15 protein-coding genes are annotated in these 17,645 nt (G+C 63.1%); 6 read left to right on the top strand and 9 right to left on the bottom strand.

The window, feature by feature from the left end; genetic code table 11:
- Positions 1 to 4 precede the first annotated feature (4 nt).
- Together FQ746_RS12150 and FQ746_RS12145 are read right to left on the bottom strand one after the other, a co-directional pair.
- A complete protein-coding gene (locus tag FQ746_RS12150; protein ID WP_144109590.1) occupies positions 5 to 850 on the bottom strand; it encodes an endonuclease/exonuclease/phosphatase family protein in 846 nt (281 codons plus the stop codon).
- 35 nt (positions 851 to 885) lie between these two features.
- Positions 886 to 2,049: a sugar-binding transcriptional regulator gene (locus FQ746_RS12145; protein ID WP_222105866.1), complete on the bottom strand. Its 1,164-nt coding sequence runs from the start codon at positions 2,047 to 2,049 to the stop codon at positions 886 to 888.
- Positions 2,050 to 2,325: 276 nt separating this feature from the next.
- On the opposite strand from FQ746_RS12145, the gene glpD reads away from it, so the two are divergent.
- The 3 genes from glpD (at position 2,326) to FQ746_RS12130 (ending at position 5,075) form a co-directional block, all read left to right on the top strand.
- Complete coding sequence (gene glpD / locus FQ746_RS12140; RefSeq protein WP_144109589.1) at positions 2,326 to 3,861, top strand: glycerol-3-phosphate dehydrogenase; 1,536 nt, start codon at positions 2,326 to 2,328, stop codon at positions 3,859 to 3,861.
- A 75-nt stretch (positions 3,862 to 3,936) separates the two neighbouring features.
- Positions 3,937 to 4,620: an MgtC/SapB family protein gene (locus tag FQ746_RS12135; protein WP_144109588.1), complete on the top strand. Its 684-nt coding sequence runs from the start codon at positions 3,937 to 3,939 to the stop codon at positions 4,618 to 4,620.
- Positions 4,621 to 4,760: 140 nt separating this feature from the next.
- Positions 4,761 to 5,075: a DUF4148 domain-containing protein gene (locus FQ746_RS12130; RefSeq protein WP_144109587.1), complete on the top strand. Its 315-nt coding sequence runs from the start codon at positions 4,761 to 4,763 to the stop codon at positions 5,073 to 5,075.
- A gap of 53 nt (positions 5,076 to 5,128) precedes the next feature.
- On the opposite strand, the gene FQ746_RS12125 is transcribed toward FQ746_RS12130, so the two are convergent.
- Together FQ746_RS12125 and FQ746_RS12120 are read right to left on the bottom strand one after the other, a co-directional pair.
- Complete coding sequence (locus FQ746_RS12125; protein ID WP_144109586.1) at positions 5,129 to 5,815, bottom strand: OmpA family protein; 687 nt, start codon at positions 5,813 to 5,815, stop codon at positions 5,129 to 5,131.
- Between the two features lie 5 nt (positions 5,816 to 5,820).
- The gene (locus tag FQ746_RS12120) at positions 5,821 to 6,051 is read right to left on the bottom strand and encodes a hypothetical protein (protein ID WP_144109585.1); all 231 of its coding nucleotides are present in this window, start codon (positions 6,049 to 6,051) and stop codon (positions 5,821 to 5,823) included.
- A 300-nt stretch (positions 6,052 to 6,351) separates the two neighbouring features.
- On the opposite strand from FQ746_RS12120, the gene katG reads away from it, so the two are divergent.
- Together katG and FQ746_RS12110 are read left to right on the top strand one after the other, a co-directional pair.
- The gene (katG, locus tag FQ746_RS12115; RefSeq protein ID WP_144109584.1) at positions 6,352 to 8,604 is read left to right on the top strand and encodes a catalase/peroxidase HPI; all 2,253 of its coding nucleotides are present in this window, start codon (positions 6,352 to 6,354) and stop codon (positions 8,602 to 8,604) included.
- Positions 8,605 to 8,729: 125 nt separating this feature from the next.
- Positions 8,730 to 9,371: a glutathione S-transferase family protein gene (locus tag FQ746_RS12110; protein WP_144109583.1), complete on the top strand. Its 642-nt coding sequence runs from the start codon at positions 8,730 to 8,732 to the stop codon at positions 9,369 to 9,371.
- Between the two features lie 30 nt (positions 9,372 to 9,401).
- On the opposite strand, the gene FQ746_RS12105 is transcribed toward FQ746_RS12110, so the two are convergent.
- Genes FQ746_RS12105 through FQ746_RS12095 form a run of 3 tightly spaced genes read right to left on the bottom strand, consistent with a single transcriptional unit; the run spans position 9,402 to position 13,291 of the window.
- Positions 9,402 to 10,775 (bottom strand): LLM class flavin-dependent oxidoreductase, encoded by a 1,374-nt coding sequence (locus FQ746_RS12105; protein WP_144109582.1) that lies wholly within the window; start codon positions 10,773 to 10,775, stop codon positions 9,402 to 9,404.
- A gap of 28 nt (positions 10,776 to 10,803) precedes the next feature.
- On the bottom strand, positions 10,804 to 12,018 hold the full coding sequence (locus FQ746_RS12100) for an SfnB family sulfur acquisition oxidoreductase (RefSeq protein WP_144109581.1): 1,215 nt from the start codon (positions 12,016 to 12,018) through the stop codon (positions 10,804 to 10,806).
- A 19-nt stretch (positions 12,019 to 12,037) separates the two neighbouring features.
- Entirely contained in the window at positions 12,038 to 13,291 is a 1,254-nt protein-coding gene (locus FQ746_RS12095) for an SfnB family sulfur acquisition oxidoreductase (protein WP_144109580.1), read from the bottom strand.
- A gap of 272 nt (positions 13,292 to 13,563) precedes the next feature.
- Here FQ746_RS12095 and FQ746_RS12090 point away from each other — a divergent pair, with 272 nt between their 5' ends.
- Positions 13,564 to 14,340 carry a MetQ/NlpA family ABC transporter substrate-binding protein gene (locus tag FQ746_RS12090; protein WP_260854005.1) on the top strand — a complete coding sequence of 259 codons (777 nt, stop codon included), beginning with the start codon at positions 13,564 to 13,566 and terminating at the stop codon, positions 14,338 to 14,340.
- A gap of 102 nt (positions 14,341 to 14,442) precedes the next feature.
- Here the strand turns inward: FQ746_RS12090 and FQ746_RS12085 are convergent, their stop codons facing one another.
- The gene (locus tag FQ746_RS12085) at positions 14,443 to 14,988 is read right to left on the bottom strand and encodes a glutathione peroxidase (RefSeq protein WP_144109579.1); all 546 of its coding nucleotides are present in this window, start codon (positions 14,986 to 14,988) and stop codon (positions 14,443 to 14,445) included.
- 107 nt (positions 14,989 to 15,095) lie between these two features.
- Positions 15,096 to 17,579, bottom strand: a complete 2,484-nt coding sequence (locus tag FQ746_RS12080; protein WP_144109578.1) for a TonB-dependent siderophore receptor — start codon at positions 17,577 to 17,579, stop codon at positions 15,096 to 15,098.
- Positions 17,580 to 17,645: the final 66 nt, after the last annotated feature.

Genomic DNA, 17,645 nt, shown 5'->3' with positions numbered 1-17,645 from the left:
GCGATTACGAAAGAACGAGCAACATCGGCTGATGATCGGAGGCCTGGGTCGCCGTGTCGACTTCGAGCCGTTCGACCCGCGGCAACAGGTCTTTGGTCACGAACATGAAGTCGCAGGCGAACGCGTACGGCCATTGCTCGCGGTCGTAGATGCCGACGGTATCGGGCTGGACGACGCCGGGATAACGGTGCTGCCACGCATCGACGAAAGCGGGCACGCACGGCGCGTCGTCACGCGCCTGCACGGCCGCGTGCAACGGGTCGGCCGGGGCGAAGTTGAAGTCGCCGGTCAGAATCGCCGATGCGGTGTGGGGCGTGCCGCCATACGGATTGGTGGGCGGGATCGTGGTGATGGGGCGGCGCGCCTGATCGCAGGCATTCGCGTGTGCGCGCCGGATGGCGTCGATCTGCGCTGCGCGCTGCGTCGTCGAGAAGTATTCCAGATGCGTCGTCATTACACGCAAGGGGCCGGCGCCGGTCAGGAGCGTCGTCTCGAGCATCGAACGCGGCATGCTGCGCGGCGCGTCGTCGAACGGTTGCGGCAGCGCGTGGCGCAATGCATGGGCGACCGGCAAGCGGCTCAGCAACAGATTGCCGAAGCGCGCGCGGCCGCCGTTGGGCGCGAGCAGATCGACGGCGGGCGCGGCAATCGCGGTGAAGCCCGGCAGGAGCGCGGCGAGTTGCGCGAACTGATTTTCTCCCGCGTCGAGCGGCGCGAAGCCGTCACTGACTTCCTGCAAACACAGCACGTCGAAATCGGCTAATGCCCGCGCATGTTCGACAATCCGCTTCGGGTCGATCCTGCCATCGCAGCCGCGGCAAGTCTGTATGTTCCAGGTAATCAGTTTCATGGGTGAAGCGGGACTCCGTGCGCCCTCGGGCGATGTCATGAGGATGTTGCGGTCTTTCGTTTGCGGCTGGTGTGCGCCTTGGCGCGCGGATCGGTTGGCGCGGGAGCGGCGCTCTTTGCCGGTCTTGCTGCGATACGTTTTTCTTGCCCGGACAACGCGTGGTCCGTCTCGTCCTGTATGGCATCCGGTTCGACGGCTTTCGAATCCACGTCGGCCCCGGCTGCCGTCGTCGCCAGCAATTGCCGCGCGGTCGGCTCGTCGATGATCAGTTCCTTGACGAACCCGCCGCGCAACGCACCGCGCAAGCCTTCCACTTTCTGCAGCCCCGACACCACGCAGATGGAATGCTTCGCGCGCTGGAACAGATCGAGGTCGGGTCCACTGGTCCGCCGGTTCAACTCGATGTCGCGATACGTGCCGTCCGCGCGGAAAAACACGGTGGCCATATCGCCGACCACCCGCTCCTTGCGCAACGATTCGAAATCGCTGCGCTCGAGAAACGCGCCGCTATACACATAGCTGGTCATATGCGGCGACATCACGCCCACGCTACACAGCATCACGTCCACGTCGCTCTGCAGGTCGAGAATCTGCCGCACGCTGCGCTCGCGCCATAGCGCGACCTTGGTTTCCGGGTAATCGAAAAAAGCCGGCACGTGAAACGGATGAGGCCGCGCGTCGTAGCTGTTGGCGAAGCGCATGACGAGGTTGCTGCTGAACGTGTTGGTCACGCCCTGCGCATTGCCCGCGCCGTTCAACTGGACGACGTCGACATTGGCCGTGGACTTCGGAATCAGATGATCGGAAACCGCCGAGATCGTCGTGCCCCACGCAATGCCCACCACCATGTTCGAATCGATCACCGTGTTCAGATAGCTCGCCGTGAACATCGCGACCCGCCGCAACCACTCGCCCTCGCCGGCGGCTTCGGGCACCGGCACGACCTTCGCGGCGGCGAGGCCGAAGCGTTGTTCGAGTTCCAGTTCGATGCTCTTCGGCCGGTCGCTCGGATCGTTGATGCGGATCTCGACCAGACCGTTCGCATGCGCGATGCTCAAGAGCCGCGACACCTTCGAGCGCGACAGGTTCATATCCTGTGCGATCGCTTCGGTGGTCATGCTCTGGTAGTAGTACATCTTCGCGACCTTGACCGCCGCGGCGAACTGACTCGCTTCATCCTTGAAAACGGGGCTGGGCATACGGGACCAATCGGAAAGCCATGGGACCGCCATTACAACACGTTCCGAAGGCGTCTTTATAAACCCGATTGCACGACTTTGCAACACGGTCGATCATCCGTGCAAAACGACGATTTCGCGGAGCGCCCCACCCCACTTGCGATCCAGCCATTTCGCATGCTTGCACAAACGATCAATAGCGTTGCAATACCGTGCAGAAAAGCTTATAACGTTGGTTTTGGCGGCCGGCATTGCAATGTCGGCGCAGTTCGGGCCGCGCAATACGGGGAGAAAAACATGGGCGCACAAGCCGATTACGACGTGCTGGTGGTGGGCGGCGGCATCAACGGAACGGGCATTGCCCGCGATCTCGCGGGCCGCGGCGCGCGCGTGCTGCTGGTGGAACGGGACGATCTGGCGCAGCACACGTCGTCGGCGAGCACCAAGCTGATTCACGGCGGCTTGCGTTACCTCGAATACCATGAGTTCGGCCTCGTGCGGAAGGCTTTGCAGGAGCGCGAAGTGCTGCTGTCGGTCGCGCCGCATCTGATCGCGCCGCTGCGTTTCGTCATGCCGCATGTGCCGGCATTGCGCCCGGCCTGGATGATTCGCGCCGGCCTCTTTCTCTACGATCATCTGAGCCGTCGCGCGGTGCTCGAAGGGTCGCGTTCGATCGATCTGCGCACGCACTTCGCCGGCACGCCGCTCATCGAATCGCTCAAGCGCGGCTTCGTCTACTCGGATGCGTCCGTCGACGACGCGCGGCTCGTCGTGTCCAATGCGCTCGGTGCGCAGCAGCACGGCGCGTGCATCGCCACGCGAACGCGTTTCGTCGCGGCACAGCGCGACGCGACCAGCTGGCGCGCGACGTTGAAAGATATCGATGGCCATGAATACCGCGTGAGCGCGCGCGCACTCGTCAATGCGGCCGGCCCGTGGGTCAATGCGCTCGCGACCGGCAGCGCATCGCACGCGCGGCCAATGCGTCTCGTGAAAGGCAGCCATATCGTCACGCGCAAGCTGTTCGATCACGATCACGCGTATATCTTCCAGAATCACGACCGTCGCATCGTGTTCGCGATTCCATGGCAGCGCGATTACACGCTGATCGGCACGACCGACGTGGACTACGAAGGCTCGCCCGCCGACGTGCGCATCGCGCCGGAAGAAGTCGATTACCTGTGCGATGCGGTCAACCGCTACTTCCGCAAGCCCGTGCGTCCGGCCGACGTGGTGTGGTCGTATGCGGGCGTGCGTCCGTTGATCGAAGACGGCGCCGGCGACGCCGCGTCGGCCACCCGCGATTACCAGCTCGAACTCGATACCGAAGGCGCGCCGCTGCTGTCGGTGTTCGGCGGCAAGATCACCACGTATCGCAAGCTCGCGGAACAGGCGGCCGGTCAGCTCGCGGCACCGCTCGGTCTGTCCACGGCGGACTGGACGCAGCGCGAGACCTTGCCCGGCGGCGACATTCCCAACGGCGACATGACCGGCTTCACGCTTGCCTTCGGCGCGCGTCACCGCTATCTGCCGACCATGCTCGTGCAACGTTACGCGCGCACGTATGGCACGCGCGCCGATGCATTGCTCGACGGTATTCACTCGATGGAAGCGCTCGGCGAGCCGCTTGCACAAGGTGTGTACGAAGCGGAGTTGCGTTATCTGGTCGACGTGGAATGGGCCACCTGCGCGGACGACGTGTTGTGGCGCCGCACCAAGCTCGGTATGAAGACGAGTCCGGCGGAACAGGTGCGCATCGAGGCATGGATTCAGGCTTATCGTGCTTCGCGCGTGCGCGGCGCGCAGCGAGCCGGGATGAGCGTGGCGGCATAAAGGTGGCTACATAAGCGTGGCGGCAAGAGCGCCATCACCGAACTTCAATAATCAGCGAGACAGGCAGGAAAAACTATGATCAGCGACGTCGAAACCGTGAGCCGTCTGGCCATGGCCGCCGTATTAGGCGGCATCATCGGCGGCGAACGCGAGCGATTGTCGTGGGCGGCGGGTTTGCGCACCCATATGCTGGTCGCGGTCGGCTCGTCGCTCATCATGCTGACGTCGGCGTACGGTTTTGCCGACGTGATCGGCATGCCCGGTATCTCGCTCGATCCTTCGCGAATCGCTGCGCAGGTCGTATCGGGAATAGGCTTTCTGGGTGCGGGTTCGATTCTGTTGCGCGGTGAAATGATTCGCGGGCTGACCACCGCGGCAAGCTTGTGGACGGTCGCCGGAATCGGACTCGCGGTAGGCGGCGGCTTGTACACGGCCTCGATTGCGGCGACCGCGATCATTCTGCTCATCCTCGCGGGTGTCAAGCCGATCGAGCGACGCTTCTTCAAGCTGCGCGAACGGCGCGAGCTACGCCTGATCGCCGATCGAGGGACCGTCACGGTCAAAGCCCTCGAGCATTCGCTGGGCGGATCGAGCGGACGCATCAAGCGGTTCGTCGTCCAGCAACCGGAAGACCGGACCGATGCCGACGAAGTCTCGATCGGCCTCGCGCGCATGTCACGCAACGAGTTCGACGCGATCCGCGCGCGGGTTTTACGGATTGAAGGCGTGCGTCAGTGTATCGACGAACCAGGCGAGTGAAATCCCGGTGATGCGATATCGGAAACAAACCCTTTCCAATATGCCGCTTAATTTTAAGGAGATACTTAACTAGACTTGAGTCACTGGCTCGCGAACACCACGATTCGCCGCCATCTCACTCTAATCTGGAGGTATTTACCATGAAAACACTTCTTCAAGCGGTCATTGTTGCCACTGCCCTTACCGCTCCGCTCGCTGCTTTTGCGCAATCGAATCAGGGCGTGACGCGTGCCGAAGTGCGCGCGCAAGTGGTTCAACTGGAACACGTCGGCTACCGGCCGAACCAGGGTAATGCGACCGACTATCCGAACAAGCTTCAGGCTGCGGAAGCCCGGGTTGCCGCGCAAAACGGCGGCACGGAAGGTTATGGTGGCGTGGCTGCCGGTTCATCGGCATCGGGCGCGCCTGTGCTGACTATGCCTGCCAACTCCGCTTCGCTTTACAAAGGTCACTAAGCTTCGCCACGTCATTGCGCCGCGGACCACCGCGGCGCAATGACAATCACCCATCAATAGGTCCCGCGTTGTTCCACGCGCGCGTGCGTGACGATCTCGACCCGGCGATCCGGCTGCAAACAACTCACCAGACTCTGCTGCCCCTGGTTGTTATCGCAATGAGCGATCGGGTCCTGCTCCCCTAGCCCAACGGCATCGATCCTGTCGCCGGGAATCCCTTCGGCTACCAGTTGCGCCTTCACGGCATCGGCGCGGCGCCTCGACAATTCCAGGTTATAGCTCTGCGATCCCAACGGGTCGGTGTATCCGCGCACTTCGATGCGCTCGAAGCGCGTGTTCTGCAAGCGCGTCGCAATCTCGTGGATATCCGCGCGACCTTCCGGTCGCATATCGGCCACGTCGCCCCGATCGAACGGAAACAACGCATCGGCCGAAATACGCATGACCTGTTGCACCGGCGCCTGCTCGGGCGGGGATTCCTCGACCACGGCCTGCGCTGGCGCGACCGCGATCTCACGTGCCGGTACCCACACATATCGGCCGTGCGCCCAACCCCAGTAGCCGGGTCGCCATGCACCGCCCGGCGGCGGGGGCGGCGGTGCAGGTTGATAGACACCCGCCGGTGGCGCGAGCACGACGACCTGCGCCGATGCCGTACCCGCTAGAGTCAACGCGCCTAGAGTCACGGCAGCGCTGGCGGAAATCAGAAGAACACGTCGACGATACGCTGAGTAGCTCATGCTTTTTAGTCTCCCTTTGAATGCGGCTGGATATGGCTCGTCACACTGGCGACCAGCTTAGCCAAATGGAAAATGACAAGCCTTTGCCGAATGTAAGCAAAGTTCTCTCCATCCTCGTGCGGGTCGATGACCGCCCAAGGTCGAGAACCAAGGTCGCCTTTACGCTTGCCGACCTGGTTGATTTCTTCGACCGCAATCCGCCGTAACAAAGCAATCACGCAATCGCGTTGCAACATGACTCCGCATGGGCTTGTCATAGGCGTGTGCTATCAAGCCAATTGGGCAATGACAATTCTGTTGTAGGTCACTCTCACGTATATTTTGGTTTGCGGAAAACTCGCCCACGTCATCCTGTTGTTGCGCGCCACGAAGGCCGCGTTGACTCATCCGATACGACGGGCAATCCGCAGTGGTCCCCTACAACAACTCGCCTGGCGATCTTGCGGCAGTGCCTGCCGGATTGCCCGCAAAAGAATTCGAGCGCCGACGCCGCAAACCGGTCGAATGGCGAGTCAGTCCTCTCAAGGAGATAGCGCATGTCAACCGAAGCAAAGTGCCCCTTCAATCATGCCGCCGGTGGCGGCACGACGAACCGTGACTGGTGGCCGAAGCAACTCCGGCTCGACCTGCTCGGCCAACACTCCAGCAAGTCGGACCCGCTGGACAGCAACTTCAACTACGCAGAAGCATTCAAAACGCTCGATCTCGCCGCCGTGAAGAAAGACCTCGCGGCGCTGATGACCGATTCGCAGGACTGGTGGCCCGCCGACTTCGGTCACTACGGACCGCTGTTCATCCGCATGGCCTGGCACAGTGCCGGCACCTATCGTATTGCCGACGGACGCGGTGGCGCCGGTCGCGGTCAACAGCGTTTCGCGCCGCTCAATAGCTGGCCTGACAACGTCAGTCTCGACAAGGCGCGCCGCCTGCTATGGCCGATCAAACAGAAGTACGGTCAGAAGATCTCATGGGCCGACCTGCTGATTCTCACCGGCAACGTCGCGCTCGAAACCATGGGCTTCAAGACCTTCGGCTTCGCCGGCGGCCGTGCGGACACATGGGAACCGGACCAGGACGTCTACTGGGGTAACGAAAAGACCTGGCTGGGCGGCGACGTCCGTTACGGCAAGGGCGCCGCGGGCGACAACAGCGACGGCGGCGTGCTGGTCGCCGATGCCGAAAAGCACGGCGAAGAACAGAGCCGCACCGACGCCGGCCGCACGCTCGAAAATCCGCTGGGCGCCGTGCAAATGGGGCTGATCTACGTGAACCCGGAAGGTCCGGACGGCAACCCCGATCCGCTCGCCGCAGCGTACGACATCCGCGAAACCTTCGGGCGCATGGCGATGAACGACGAGGAAACCGTCGCGCTGATCGCAGGCGGTCACACCTTCGGCAAGACTCACGGTGCCGGTCCCGCCGACAACGTCGGTCCCGAACCGGAAGCCGCCGGACTGGAGAACCAGGGTCTGGGCTGGAAGAACAGCTTCGGCAGCGGCAAGGGTGGCGACACCATCACCAGCGGTCTGGAAGTCACGTGGACCAGCACGCCGACGCAATGGGGCAATGGTTTCTTCGAAAACCTGTTCAAGTTCGAATGGGAACTGACGAAGAGCCCGGCCGGCGCGCATCAATGGGTTGCCAAAGGTGCGGACGAATCGATTCCGCATGCGCACGATCCGTCGAAGAAGCTGCGCCCGACGATGCTCACCACCGACCTCGCGCTGCGCTTCGATCCCGCTTACGAGAAGATTTCCCGCCGCTTCCTCGAGAACCCGGACCAGCTCGCCGACGCGTTCGCGCGCGCCTGGTTCAAGCTGACTCACCGTGACATGGGTCCGCGTGTGCGCTATCTCGGCCCGGAAGTGCCGGCCGAAGAACTGATCTGGCAAGACCCGATTCCGGCCGTCGATCACCCGCTCGTCGACGACGCGGACGTGGCTGCACTCAAGCAGAAGATCCTCGCGTCCGGCCTGTCGGTGTCGGAACTGGTGTCGACCGCCTGGGCGTCCGCTTCGACGTTCCGTGGTTCGGACAAACGCGGCGGCGCCAACGGTGCGCGCATTCGCCTCGCGCCGCAGAAAGACTGGGAAGTCAATCAGCCTGCGCAACTCGCGAAGGTGTTGAAGGTGCTCGAAGGCATTCAGAGCGAGTTCAACGGCGCGCAGGCCGGCGGCAAGCAGGTGTCGCTGGCCGATCTGATCGTGCTGGCCGGCGGTGCCGCGATCGAACAGGCGGCGAAGAACGCCGGTCAGACCGTGAGCGTGCCGTTCGCGGCAGGCCGCGCGGACGCGTCGCAGGAACAGACCGATGTGGAATCGGTCGGCGCGCTCGAACCGCTCGCCGACGGTTTCCGCAACTACGTGAAGAGCGGCGTGAAGGTGCCGGCCGAGGCGCTGCTGATCGACAAGGCGCAACTGCTGACGCTCACCGCGCCGGAACTCACCGTGCTGATCGGCGGCTTGCGCGTGCTGAATGCTACCGACGATAAAACCCCGGGTGGTTTCACGACCAAGCCGCAAACGCTGACCAACGACTTCTTCCGCCATCTGCTGGACATGGGTACGGAATGGAAGCCGGTGTCGCGCGACACGTACGAAGGCCGCGATCGCAAGAGCGGCGAGCTGAAGTGGACCGGCAGCCGTGTCGATCTCGTGTTCGGTGCGCAGGCGCAATTGCGTGCGCTCGCCGAGGTGTACGCGAGCGAAGACGGTCAGGCGAAATTCGTGCGCGACTTCGTCGCTGCATGGGTCAAGGTGATGAACCTCGACCGTTTCGATCTCGCTTGAGAAGCTGCGTAAAAAAGCGTTTTAAGCCACTTTAAAACGCCGTCATGAGGTCCGGGCGCGGTTGGCCCGGACCTTGATCCTTTTCGAAAGAAACTCCCCGCTATTGCACGTCACCAGGAGTCGGCATGCTGACCGTCCATCATCTGGGCAAATCGCAGTCTGAGCGCATCATCTGGCTTTGCGAAGAACTCGCTATTCCCTACGAACTGACAATCTACGATCGCGATCCGGTCACGCGGCTTGGGCCGCCGGAATACAAGGCGCTGCATCCGCTCGGCACCGCGCCGATCATCACCGACGGCAATCTCGTGCTGGCCGAGTCCACCGCGATCATGGAATACCTGATGGCGAAGCACGGCAGCGGCGATCTCGTGCCGGCCACGTCGGCCGACAATTTCGGCGAGTACCTGTACTGGTTCCACTTCGCCAACGGCACGTTGCAGCCGAATCTGGGCCGCAGCATGATCGTCCGGCGTCTGAACGCGCCGGCCGATAATCCGGCCGTGCAGTTCGTCGATGCGCGCCGCGAACTCGTGCTCGATCTGGTCGAAGAACGTCTGGGCGAGAAAGACTTCCTCGCCGGCGACGCGTTCAGCGCAGCGGACATCGTCACGGTGTTTTCGTTGACCACCATGCGTCTGTTCCTGCCGTTCGACCTCACGCCGTATCCGAACATCCTCGCGTATCTGCAGCGAATCGGCGCGCGCGACGCGTACCGCCGCGCAATGACGAAGGGCGATCCGGATATGACGCCCATGTTGAGCTGACCTGCTCCCGTTCGACCCGAACGCTTGCACTCATGCCGGCACGCGCCGTCCAAGCACGGCGCCGGCATGCGCATCCGGCAACGTGGCGCGGCCCGCGCCGAACAGTTTCTCGCGCAGCGTCCCTTCCGCATAAGCCGTCTTGTACGCGCCCCGCTCCTGGAGCACCGGAATCACCAGATCGATGAAGTCGCTATAACACTCGGGTGTGACGGTGCGCGCGAGGTTGAAGCCATCGATATCGGTCTGCTCGATCCAGCCGATCAGCTCGTCGGCCACCTGTTCCGGCGTGCCGACGATGGCCGGATAACGTCCGCCCATCTGCAACTCCTCGCGCAGAATCTGCGCGACCGTGCGTTGCTTGCCCGGCGCGGTGAGATTGGCCAGCACCGACTGGATCGCGTTGTTGTTCGCGGGGCGAATCGGCTCGTCCAGACCGTACTTCGAAAAGTCGATGCCGCTCGAACTCGCGTAATGCGCGAGCCCGGCTTCGGGACTCGCATAGCGGACGTATTCGGCGTATTTCTCGCGCGCCTGCGCCTCGGTGGGCGCAACGACGACAGACAAGCCCATGAAGAACTTGATGTCCTGCGGGTCGCGGCCTTCCGCAGCGACGGCCGCGCGCACATCGGCGACCAGTTGCCGCAGCGCGGCCGGCTTCTGCTGCGAGACGAACACGCACTCGGCATGGCGCGCCGCGAACTGCTGCCCGCGTCCCGACGAACCCGCCTGAAACAGCACCGGCGTGCGTTGCGGCGACGGCTCGGACAGGTGATACCCCTCGACGTCGTAGTACTTGCCGTGGTGCTCGACCGGATGCACGCGCCGCGGGTCCGCGTAAATGCGAGCCTGCCGGTCCGCGCGCACGGCGCCCGCTTCCCAACTGCCTTCCCACAGCTTGTAGACCACTTCCAGAAACTCGTCCGCGCGATCGTAGCGCTCGGCGTGCGCGATCTGCTCCTTGAGTCCCATCGCCCGTGCCGCGCTTTCCAGATAACCCGTGACGATGTTCCAGCCGATCCGTCCATCCGTCAGATGATCGAGCGTCGAAAAACGCCGCGCGAGCAGATACGGCAAGTCGTAAGTCAGATTGACCGTCACGCCGAAGCCGAGATGCTTCGTAACCGCCGCCATCGCCGGCACGGTCAGCAACGGATCGTTGACCGGCAACTGGATCGACTCTTTCAACGGCAACTCGACGGATTGCTGATAGACGTCGTACACGCCGACGATATCCGCGATGAACAGGCCGTCGAACAGACCCCGTTCCAGCAGTTTCGCGAGGTCGGTCCAGTAGGACAGTTTCTTGTAGTCCACCGAGCGATCGCGCGGATGCGTCCACAAGCCGTGATTGATATGGCCCACGCAATTCATGTTGAAGGCGTTGAGCAGGATCTGCTTTGTCATGACGGTAGCCGGTAGCTTGAGAAGCGGTTCAGGTAGTGCCGCTCTGTGCGGGCAGGCGGTCGTTCAGATAATAGTCGCCGACCGCCGCGATCTTCCAGCGCACCGGATCGTGCAGCGTATGCACGCGTGCGTTGCGCCAGTATCGATCGAGGTTGAGTTCGCCCATCGCGGCACGCGTGCCGCCGAGTTCGATCAGTTTGGTCGAGGCCGCCAGCGCAATCTCCGTCGTCAACGCGCGCGCTTCGGCCACGGCGATGGCGGCCTCGCCCACCTTGCCCGGCTGCGGGTCGACGCGCGCGGCATCGACCCGCCATGCTGCGCGTTCGAGCAACGCATCGGCGGCTTCCAGGCGCACGGCGAGACGGCCGAATTCGTTGATCGTCAACGGGTCGTCGGCGGCCCGGTCCACGTTCGCCTCGATCCACGGCCGCGACTGGGTCGCAACGAACGTCTGCGTGGTGTCGAGCGCGCCGCGCGCGAGGCCCAGATCGATGGCGGCGTGAATCAACTGTCCATACGGTTTGATCGTGGTGCGCGGGTCGTTGGGATCGGCGAGCAGGATGACCTGATCGGCCGTCACGCTCACCTGGTCGAACTTCACGGTGCCGCTCGCCGTTCCGCGCTGGCCGAAGCCCGACCAGTCGTCGATCACCTGCACGCCAGGCGCGTCACGCGGAATGATCGCGAGATAGGCGCGGCCGTCTTCACCCGTCAACGCAGTCGGAATCGATTGCGCGTACAGCGCGCCCGTCGCATAGAACTTCTCGCCGCTCACGCGAAACGTGCCGTCGCCGTGCGGCGCGAGATGCATCGCGCGCTCGGACGCCGTGCGCGTGCGCCGTTCGGACAGCGCGTTGCCGAAGCGCTCGCCCGCCAGCACCCGCGCAAACAGATGCTGCTTCTGCGCGTCGCTGGCCTGCACGCGAATCGCTTCGACCGTGTAGTAGTGGTTCTGCGGAATCTGTCCGAGCGAGCCGTCGGCCGCTGAAATCAGCGCGACGACTTCGGTGAGCGTCGTGCTGGCCACACCGGCGCCGCCGTATTCGCGCGGCACAGTGATGCCCCACAAACCGGACTGCGAGAAACGCGCCAGCTCTTCGTGCGGCGCGCGCGATTCGGCGTCGCGCTGCGCGGCTTCGCGGGCGAACTCGGCTGCGAGCGCCCGCGCAATCTCGAGCGCTTCCTCGTCCGAACGGATGACGGCGGCCACGTGGCCGCCTTTGTGCTGCGTACCGATAGTCATGGTGAAGGTCTCGCTCGCGTCAGATCCACGCGTGCCGCTGCGGCAGCACGCCATTGAGCAGATAGTTGCCGATGGCAAAGTACTTCCAGCGCACCGGGTCGTGCAGCGTATGCACGCGCGCGTTGCGCCAGTGGCGATCGAGATTGCTTGCGCTGAGCACCGCGCGCGAGCCGGACAGCTCGAACAGTTTTTCCGCGCTGTTCAGCGCGGCTTCGGTGGTCAGCACCTTGGCTTTGGCGACGGCAATCGACGCTTCGGCTTGTGTCTGCGCCGTCACGCCGCTCGCGCGAATCCGGTCGAGCGCGCGGGCCGCGCGCTCCAGCACGGCGTCCGCCGCATGCAGTTCGATATACAACTGGCCGGTATCGCGAATCACGTACGGATCGTCGCCGGCGTTGTCGACCTTGGCATCGATCCACGGGCGCGCCTGCTCCCTGACGAAGCGCACCGTCTCGCGCACCGCCGCGCGGGCAATGCCCGCATCGATCGCGGCCTGGATGATCTGCGAAACCGGGCCGATGAGCGAAGGCTCGCCCGCCGATTGCCACAAGGGCAACACGGAATCCGGGTCGACCACGACGTCGTTGAACAGCACCGAACCGCTCGCCGTGGTGCGCTGGCCAAAACCGGACCAGTCGTCGATCACGGTCAGGCCCGGCGTATCGCGCTCGATGATCGCGGCGACCATCCGCCCTTCGTCATCGAGCAGTTTGGTCGGCACCCAGTCGGCGAATAGCGCGCCGGTCGAATAGAACTTCCGCCCGCTGACGCGCAGTTGCCCGTCGACGCGGGTAAGACGCGTCTGGATGTCGGTGGTATTGCGCGAGCCGCGCTCGGGTCCGGCGTTGCCGAGGCGCTTGCCGGCCAGCACGCCGGCAAAGTAGCGGCGCTTCTGCGACTCGGAGCCCAGCGTGCGGATGACGTTCAGAAAGCCAAAATGGTTCTGCGGGATTTGTCCAACGGAAGGGTCGGCCTCGGAAAGAATCGCGAAGACCTCTGCCAGCGTGACGAACGAGACGTCGGCGCCACCGTATTCGCGCGGCACGGTAATGCCGCCCAGTCCGCTCGCGCTGAACAGCGCCAGCTCTTCGTGCGGCAAACGCCGCTGCTGGTCGCGCGCAGCCGCGCCCCCGGATAGTTGCAGCGCGAGTCGATCGGCCGCGGCCAGCGCTTCGGCATCGCTGCCGATGACGTGGGCTTCGCGGCGGGCGCTGCTGTCGCCTGGGTTTGCCGGCTGCCCGTGCGGCACACCGGTATGGGAAATGTCGTTCATGCAACCTCTAGCGGAATGGTTCGAGGTTAAGACCTTCGCGCGCGCCGTTGAACCATTCATTTTTCATTTGCTTATCTGCTGCAGCGTCGTCAGCGCGCAGACAGCGCCCCATTGCTTTGCACTTTGCATAGTCCAATTGATTGGTTTGCGGCCGCAGTCGGGCGCGCTAGATTACGCGCACTTTACCTGGCGCTTTTTCTCGAAAGGATTCTGCCGTGCCGTCATCACCGTTCTCCCTGCGCCGCCTGATCGTGCGCTTTGCGTTTCCCGCGTTGGCGGTTCTCGCCTTGTCCACGGCCGGCGCGCATGCCGACGTGAAAACGCTCAAGGTCGGCGTGACGACCGGCCCGCACGAAGAGATTTTCACGGAAGTGGCGAAAGTGGCCGAGCGCGACTACGGCCTGCATATCAAGATCGTGCCGTTCAGCGACTACATTCAGCCGGATGCCGCGCTCGACGCGGGCGATCTCGACGCGAACAGCTACCAGCACCGGCCGTTTCTGGCCGCTCAGGTGCGGGCGCGCGGCTATAAGCTGGTGGGTATCGGCCGCACGTGGATCGGGCCGATTGGCGTGTATTCGAAGAAGTACAAGAAATTTACCGATCTGCCGGCGGGAGCCTCGATCGGCATCCCCAACGATCCGGCTAACGAAAGCCGCGTGCTGCTGCTCCTGCAGAAGTCCGGCGCTATCACGTTGCGCTCGGGCATCGACCCGGTAACGGGCATCAACGCGACGCCGCGCGACATTACCGCCAACCCGAAGCATTTCAAGTTCACCGAGATCGATGCGGCGCAATTGCCGCGCACGCTCGATGACTTCGACGCGACCACCATCAACGCCGATTACGCGATCAAGGCCGGCTTGAATCCCGCGCACGACACCATTCTTGTCGAGGGTGGCGACGGCGTGTACGCGTGCCTGATCGCGGTACGCGAACAGGACGCGAATCAGCCCTGGGTACAGCAACTGGTGAAGGCGTACCAGTCGGATGAAGTGCGGCGCTTCATTCTGGACCGGTACCACGGCGCGATCATCCCGGCCTTCTGATGCGTGCTACTGGTCGCGGCGAGTGAATGCTGCGACCGGTAGCGCTCGTGCTCATGCTTACGTCGAGTCGCGAGTCGCGAATCGCGAATTGCGGATTGCGGCTCAGCGCGCCAGTTCGGCGTCGATCGCTTCGACCAGACGCGGATCGTCCGCGGTCACGTCGGGCGCGAAGCGGTTCACCACCTTGCCGTCCTTGCTGACGAGAAACTTTTCGAAATTCCACAGCACGTCAGGCGCGGCATTCGGCTCGATGCCATAGCCTTTCAGCCGTTCGCGGAACGGGCCGTCGCCGGTGGCGGCGGGCTGCGTGCTCGTCAGCGTGTGATAAAGCGGATGCTGGTCGGCGCCCACCACGGAGATTTTCGAAAACAGCGGGAAGTCGACGTCGTACGTGGTGCTGCAAAAGCTCTTGATCTCCTCGTCGCTGCCCGGCTCCTGGCCTTTGAAGTTATTCGCGGGGAAACCCAGAATTTCGAGGCCCTGCTCGCGTTTGCTTTTGTACAGCCCTTCCAGTGCTTCGTATTGCGGCGTGAGACCGCATTTGGACGCGACGTTGACGATCAGCAGCACTTTGCCTTTGAACGCGTCGAGTTTGAGCGCGGCGCCGTCGATGGACTGAACGGGGATGTCGTAAAGATTCTGGCTCATGACTTTCCTTTGAACGGAGTGGAGGTCATGCCATTCTCGGTTCATTGACGCCGCTGCGCTACCAATAAATCGGCACAAGCATCGCTATCGTGCCGCGCTGAGGGGGCTTACATTTTGTATCGCAAGGTGAGCATCACTTCCAGCGGATTGCCGTAGTAATACCCGCCGGCACCCGAGGCCGTCCTGACGTAGGTCCGATCCGTCAGATTGGTGACGCTCAGCAACGCCGAGAGACTTTTCGTCGCCTGGTAGCCGACGTTCGCATTGAAGGTGGCGTAGCCGGGCGCGACCATACTGCCGGTATCGTCGATCGTGTACGAGGTTGCACTGGTCACGTACATGGACCCGCCGATGCTCCACTTGTTCAGCGTGCCGGGCAAACGGTAGTTCGTCCACAGCTTGAACAGATGCCTGGGCGTCGTCATCGAGATCGGGGAACCGAAGGTCTCGCTAGTGTCGAGCGCCTCGGCCATCGTGTAGGTATAGCCGCCGCCCACCGTCCAGTTCGGCAAAACTTGGCCGCTCGCCTGAAATTCGACGCCGCGGCTTCGCGCGCGCCCTTGCGCGAGATAGAAACCCTGATGAGCGGGATCGCTGAATGCGCGGTTCTCTTCGGTGATCTGGAACAGCGCAATCGATGTATTCAGCCGGCCGCCGAACTGCGCGCCTTTCAGCCCGACTTCATACTGTTCGCCGGTAACCGGCTTGATGATCTTGCCGTCGTACGTGTACGTATCGGTCTGCGGTTTGTAGATCGACGTGTAGCTCGCGTACGCGGAGTACCTATCGTCGATGTCGTACACGAGCCCGACGAACGGCGTGAACTTCGGCCCGACGCGGTCGTCCTGCGCGTTCTCGCCGAAGTAGTTGTAGTCGGGATTCGCATTGGGTGTGAGCTGCGTGTTCCACCAGGTCACGCGGCCGCCGACGATCAGCGTCAACGGATCGGCGAGGCTGAAGCGCGCGTCGCCATACACGCCGTACTGGTTCGTCGTCGAACGGAAATCGTTTTGCTGACCGTTGGTGAAATCGTTCGAATAGGCCGCCGTGTCGTAGATGCTGGTGTAGACGTCGCCCCACACGTCGAAACCGGTTGCGGGATTGACGAAGTACTGCGTCGAGCGGTCGGTCTGGTGCATGTAGTTCGCTCCGACCGTCAGCTGATGCGTGCGCCCGAACAGTTTGAACGGACCGCTCGCATACAGGTCCACCGCTTCCTGCGTATTGCTGTCCTTATAGTTGTAGCTGTACAGGTCGCCGATATCCGTCTCGGGGTCGACATAGCTGCCCGGAATGCCGTTCAGATAATGCGTGTAGATATGCGTGTAATTGAACGCCAGCTTGGCTTTCCAGCCGCCGCCGAGTTTCTGCTCCAGCTCGGCGAACGCATTGGTCTTCTCGTTTTCCAGCTTGTCCCAATCGGCACCGATGTAGGCGGAGCGCGGCACGTCGACGATGCCGTAACCCGTCGAATAGGCGGGTATGCCGTACATCACGTGGCCGAAGGTTTTCGTGTAGCTCGCGCCGACGCGCGCGATCGTGTTCGGCGTCAGGTCCGCTTCGAGCGTACCGTAGACCTGCTGGTCGCGTTGCCACGCGCCGTCCTGCAATAGCCCCTGATCGTGCTGCATCGCGACGAGTCGCCCTTTCAGCGTGCCGGCGGCATTCAGCGGTCCGCCGATATCGACCTGCTCGATCCGGTTCGCGTAGTTGCCGGCTGACACTTCGGCCGATGCCTGGAACGCGGCAGGCGCATGCTTGCGCACCAGGTTGATGACGCCGCCATCGCCGCCCAGTCCGTTGAAAAGACCCGCTGGTCCGCGCAGCACTTCGACGCTTTCGTACATCGCGAGGTCATCCGCGATGGTGCCGCCGCCCGACGAAGGAATCACGGTCGGCACGCCGTCGAGCTGAAAAGTCGAAATCGGGAAGCCGCGCGAATAGTAAGCGGTGTCATTCGGGTTGATCAGATTGACCGTGACGCCGGGCACCGACTGCATCGCATCGTCCAGCGTGCGAAGGTTCTGTTCCTCGATCTGCTTCTGGGTCACCACGGTCACCGACTGCGGTATTTCCCGTTGCTCGAGCGGAATTTTGGAGGCGATCGTGGTCGGTGGATTGTTGGCCTGGACGATTGCATCGCGCCCGGTGGTGACGACCACGGCGGGCAGCACCTGCGCCTGCGCTGAAGGTGCCGGAGACGGCGCCGTGTCCGCGGATTTCTCCAGCAGATAGCTGCCGTTCGGTTGCGGCTTCGGGTGCAGCCCCGTGCCGGCGAGCAGTCTGTTCAGACCGTCAGCGATGCTGTAGTCGCCTTGCAGACCGTTGCTGTGCTGGCCCGCGGCCAGTTCACCCGGAAACGACAACGTGATGCCGGCCCGCACGCCGAAGTGGTTCAATGCGTCTTCCAGCGAACCCGCGGCGATATCGTAGTGGCGCAGCGAACCCGTCTGCGCCTGCACGATAGGCGGCGCCATCAGCACCGACACTCCGACTGCCATCCCGGCCGTCGCATGCCGGATCGCTCCGGCCATCCTTGCCAGCCTGAATCGCTGCTGTACTCCCTTCCCCGACGCGCGTTCGATACGCATGTTGTGCCCCTTCGCTGATCATGAAAAATGTGCCTTCCTACTTTCCATGTCCCGCGAAAAGCCAAA

This window comes from Paraburkholderia sp. BCC1886, assembly GCF_900996245.1.
GTDB lineage: Bacteria > Pseudomonadota > Gammaproteobacteria > Burkholderiales > Burkholderiaceae > Paraburkholderia.
Note: the sequence above shows the minus strand (reverse complement) of the source record. Positions and strands in the feature narration are given on the sequence as shown.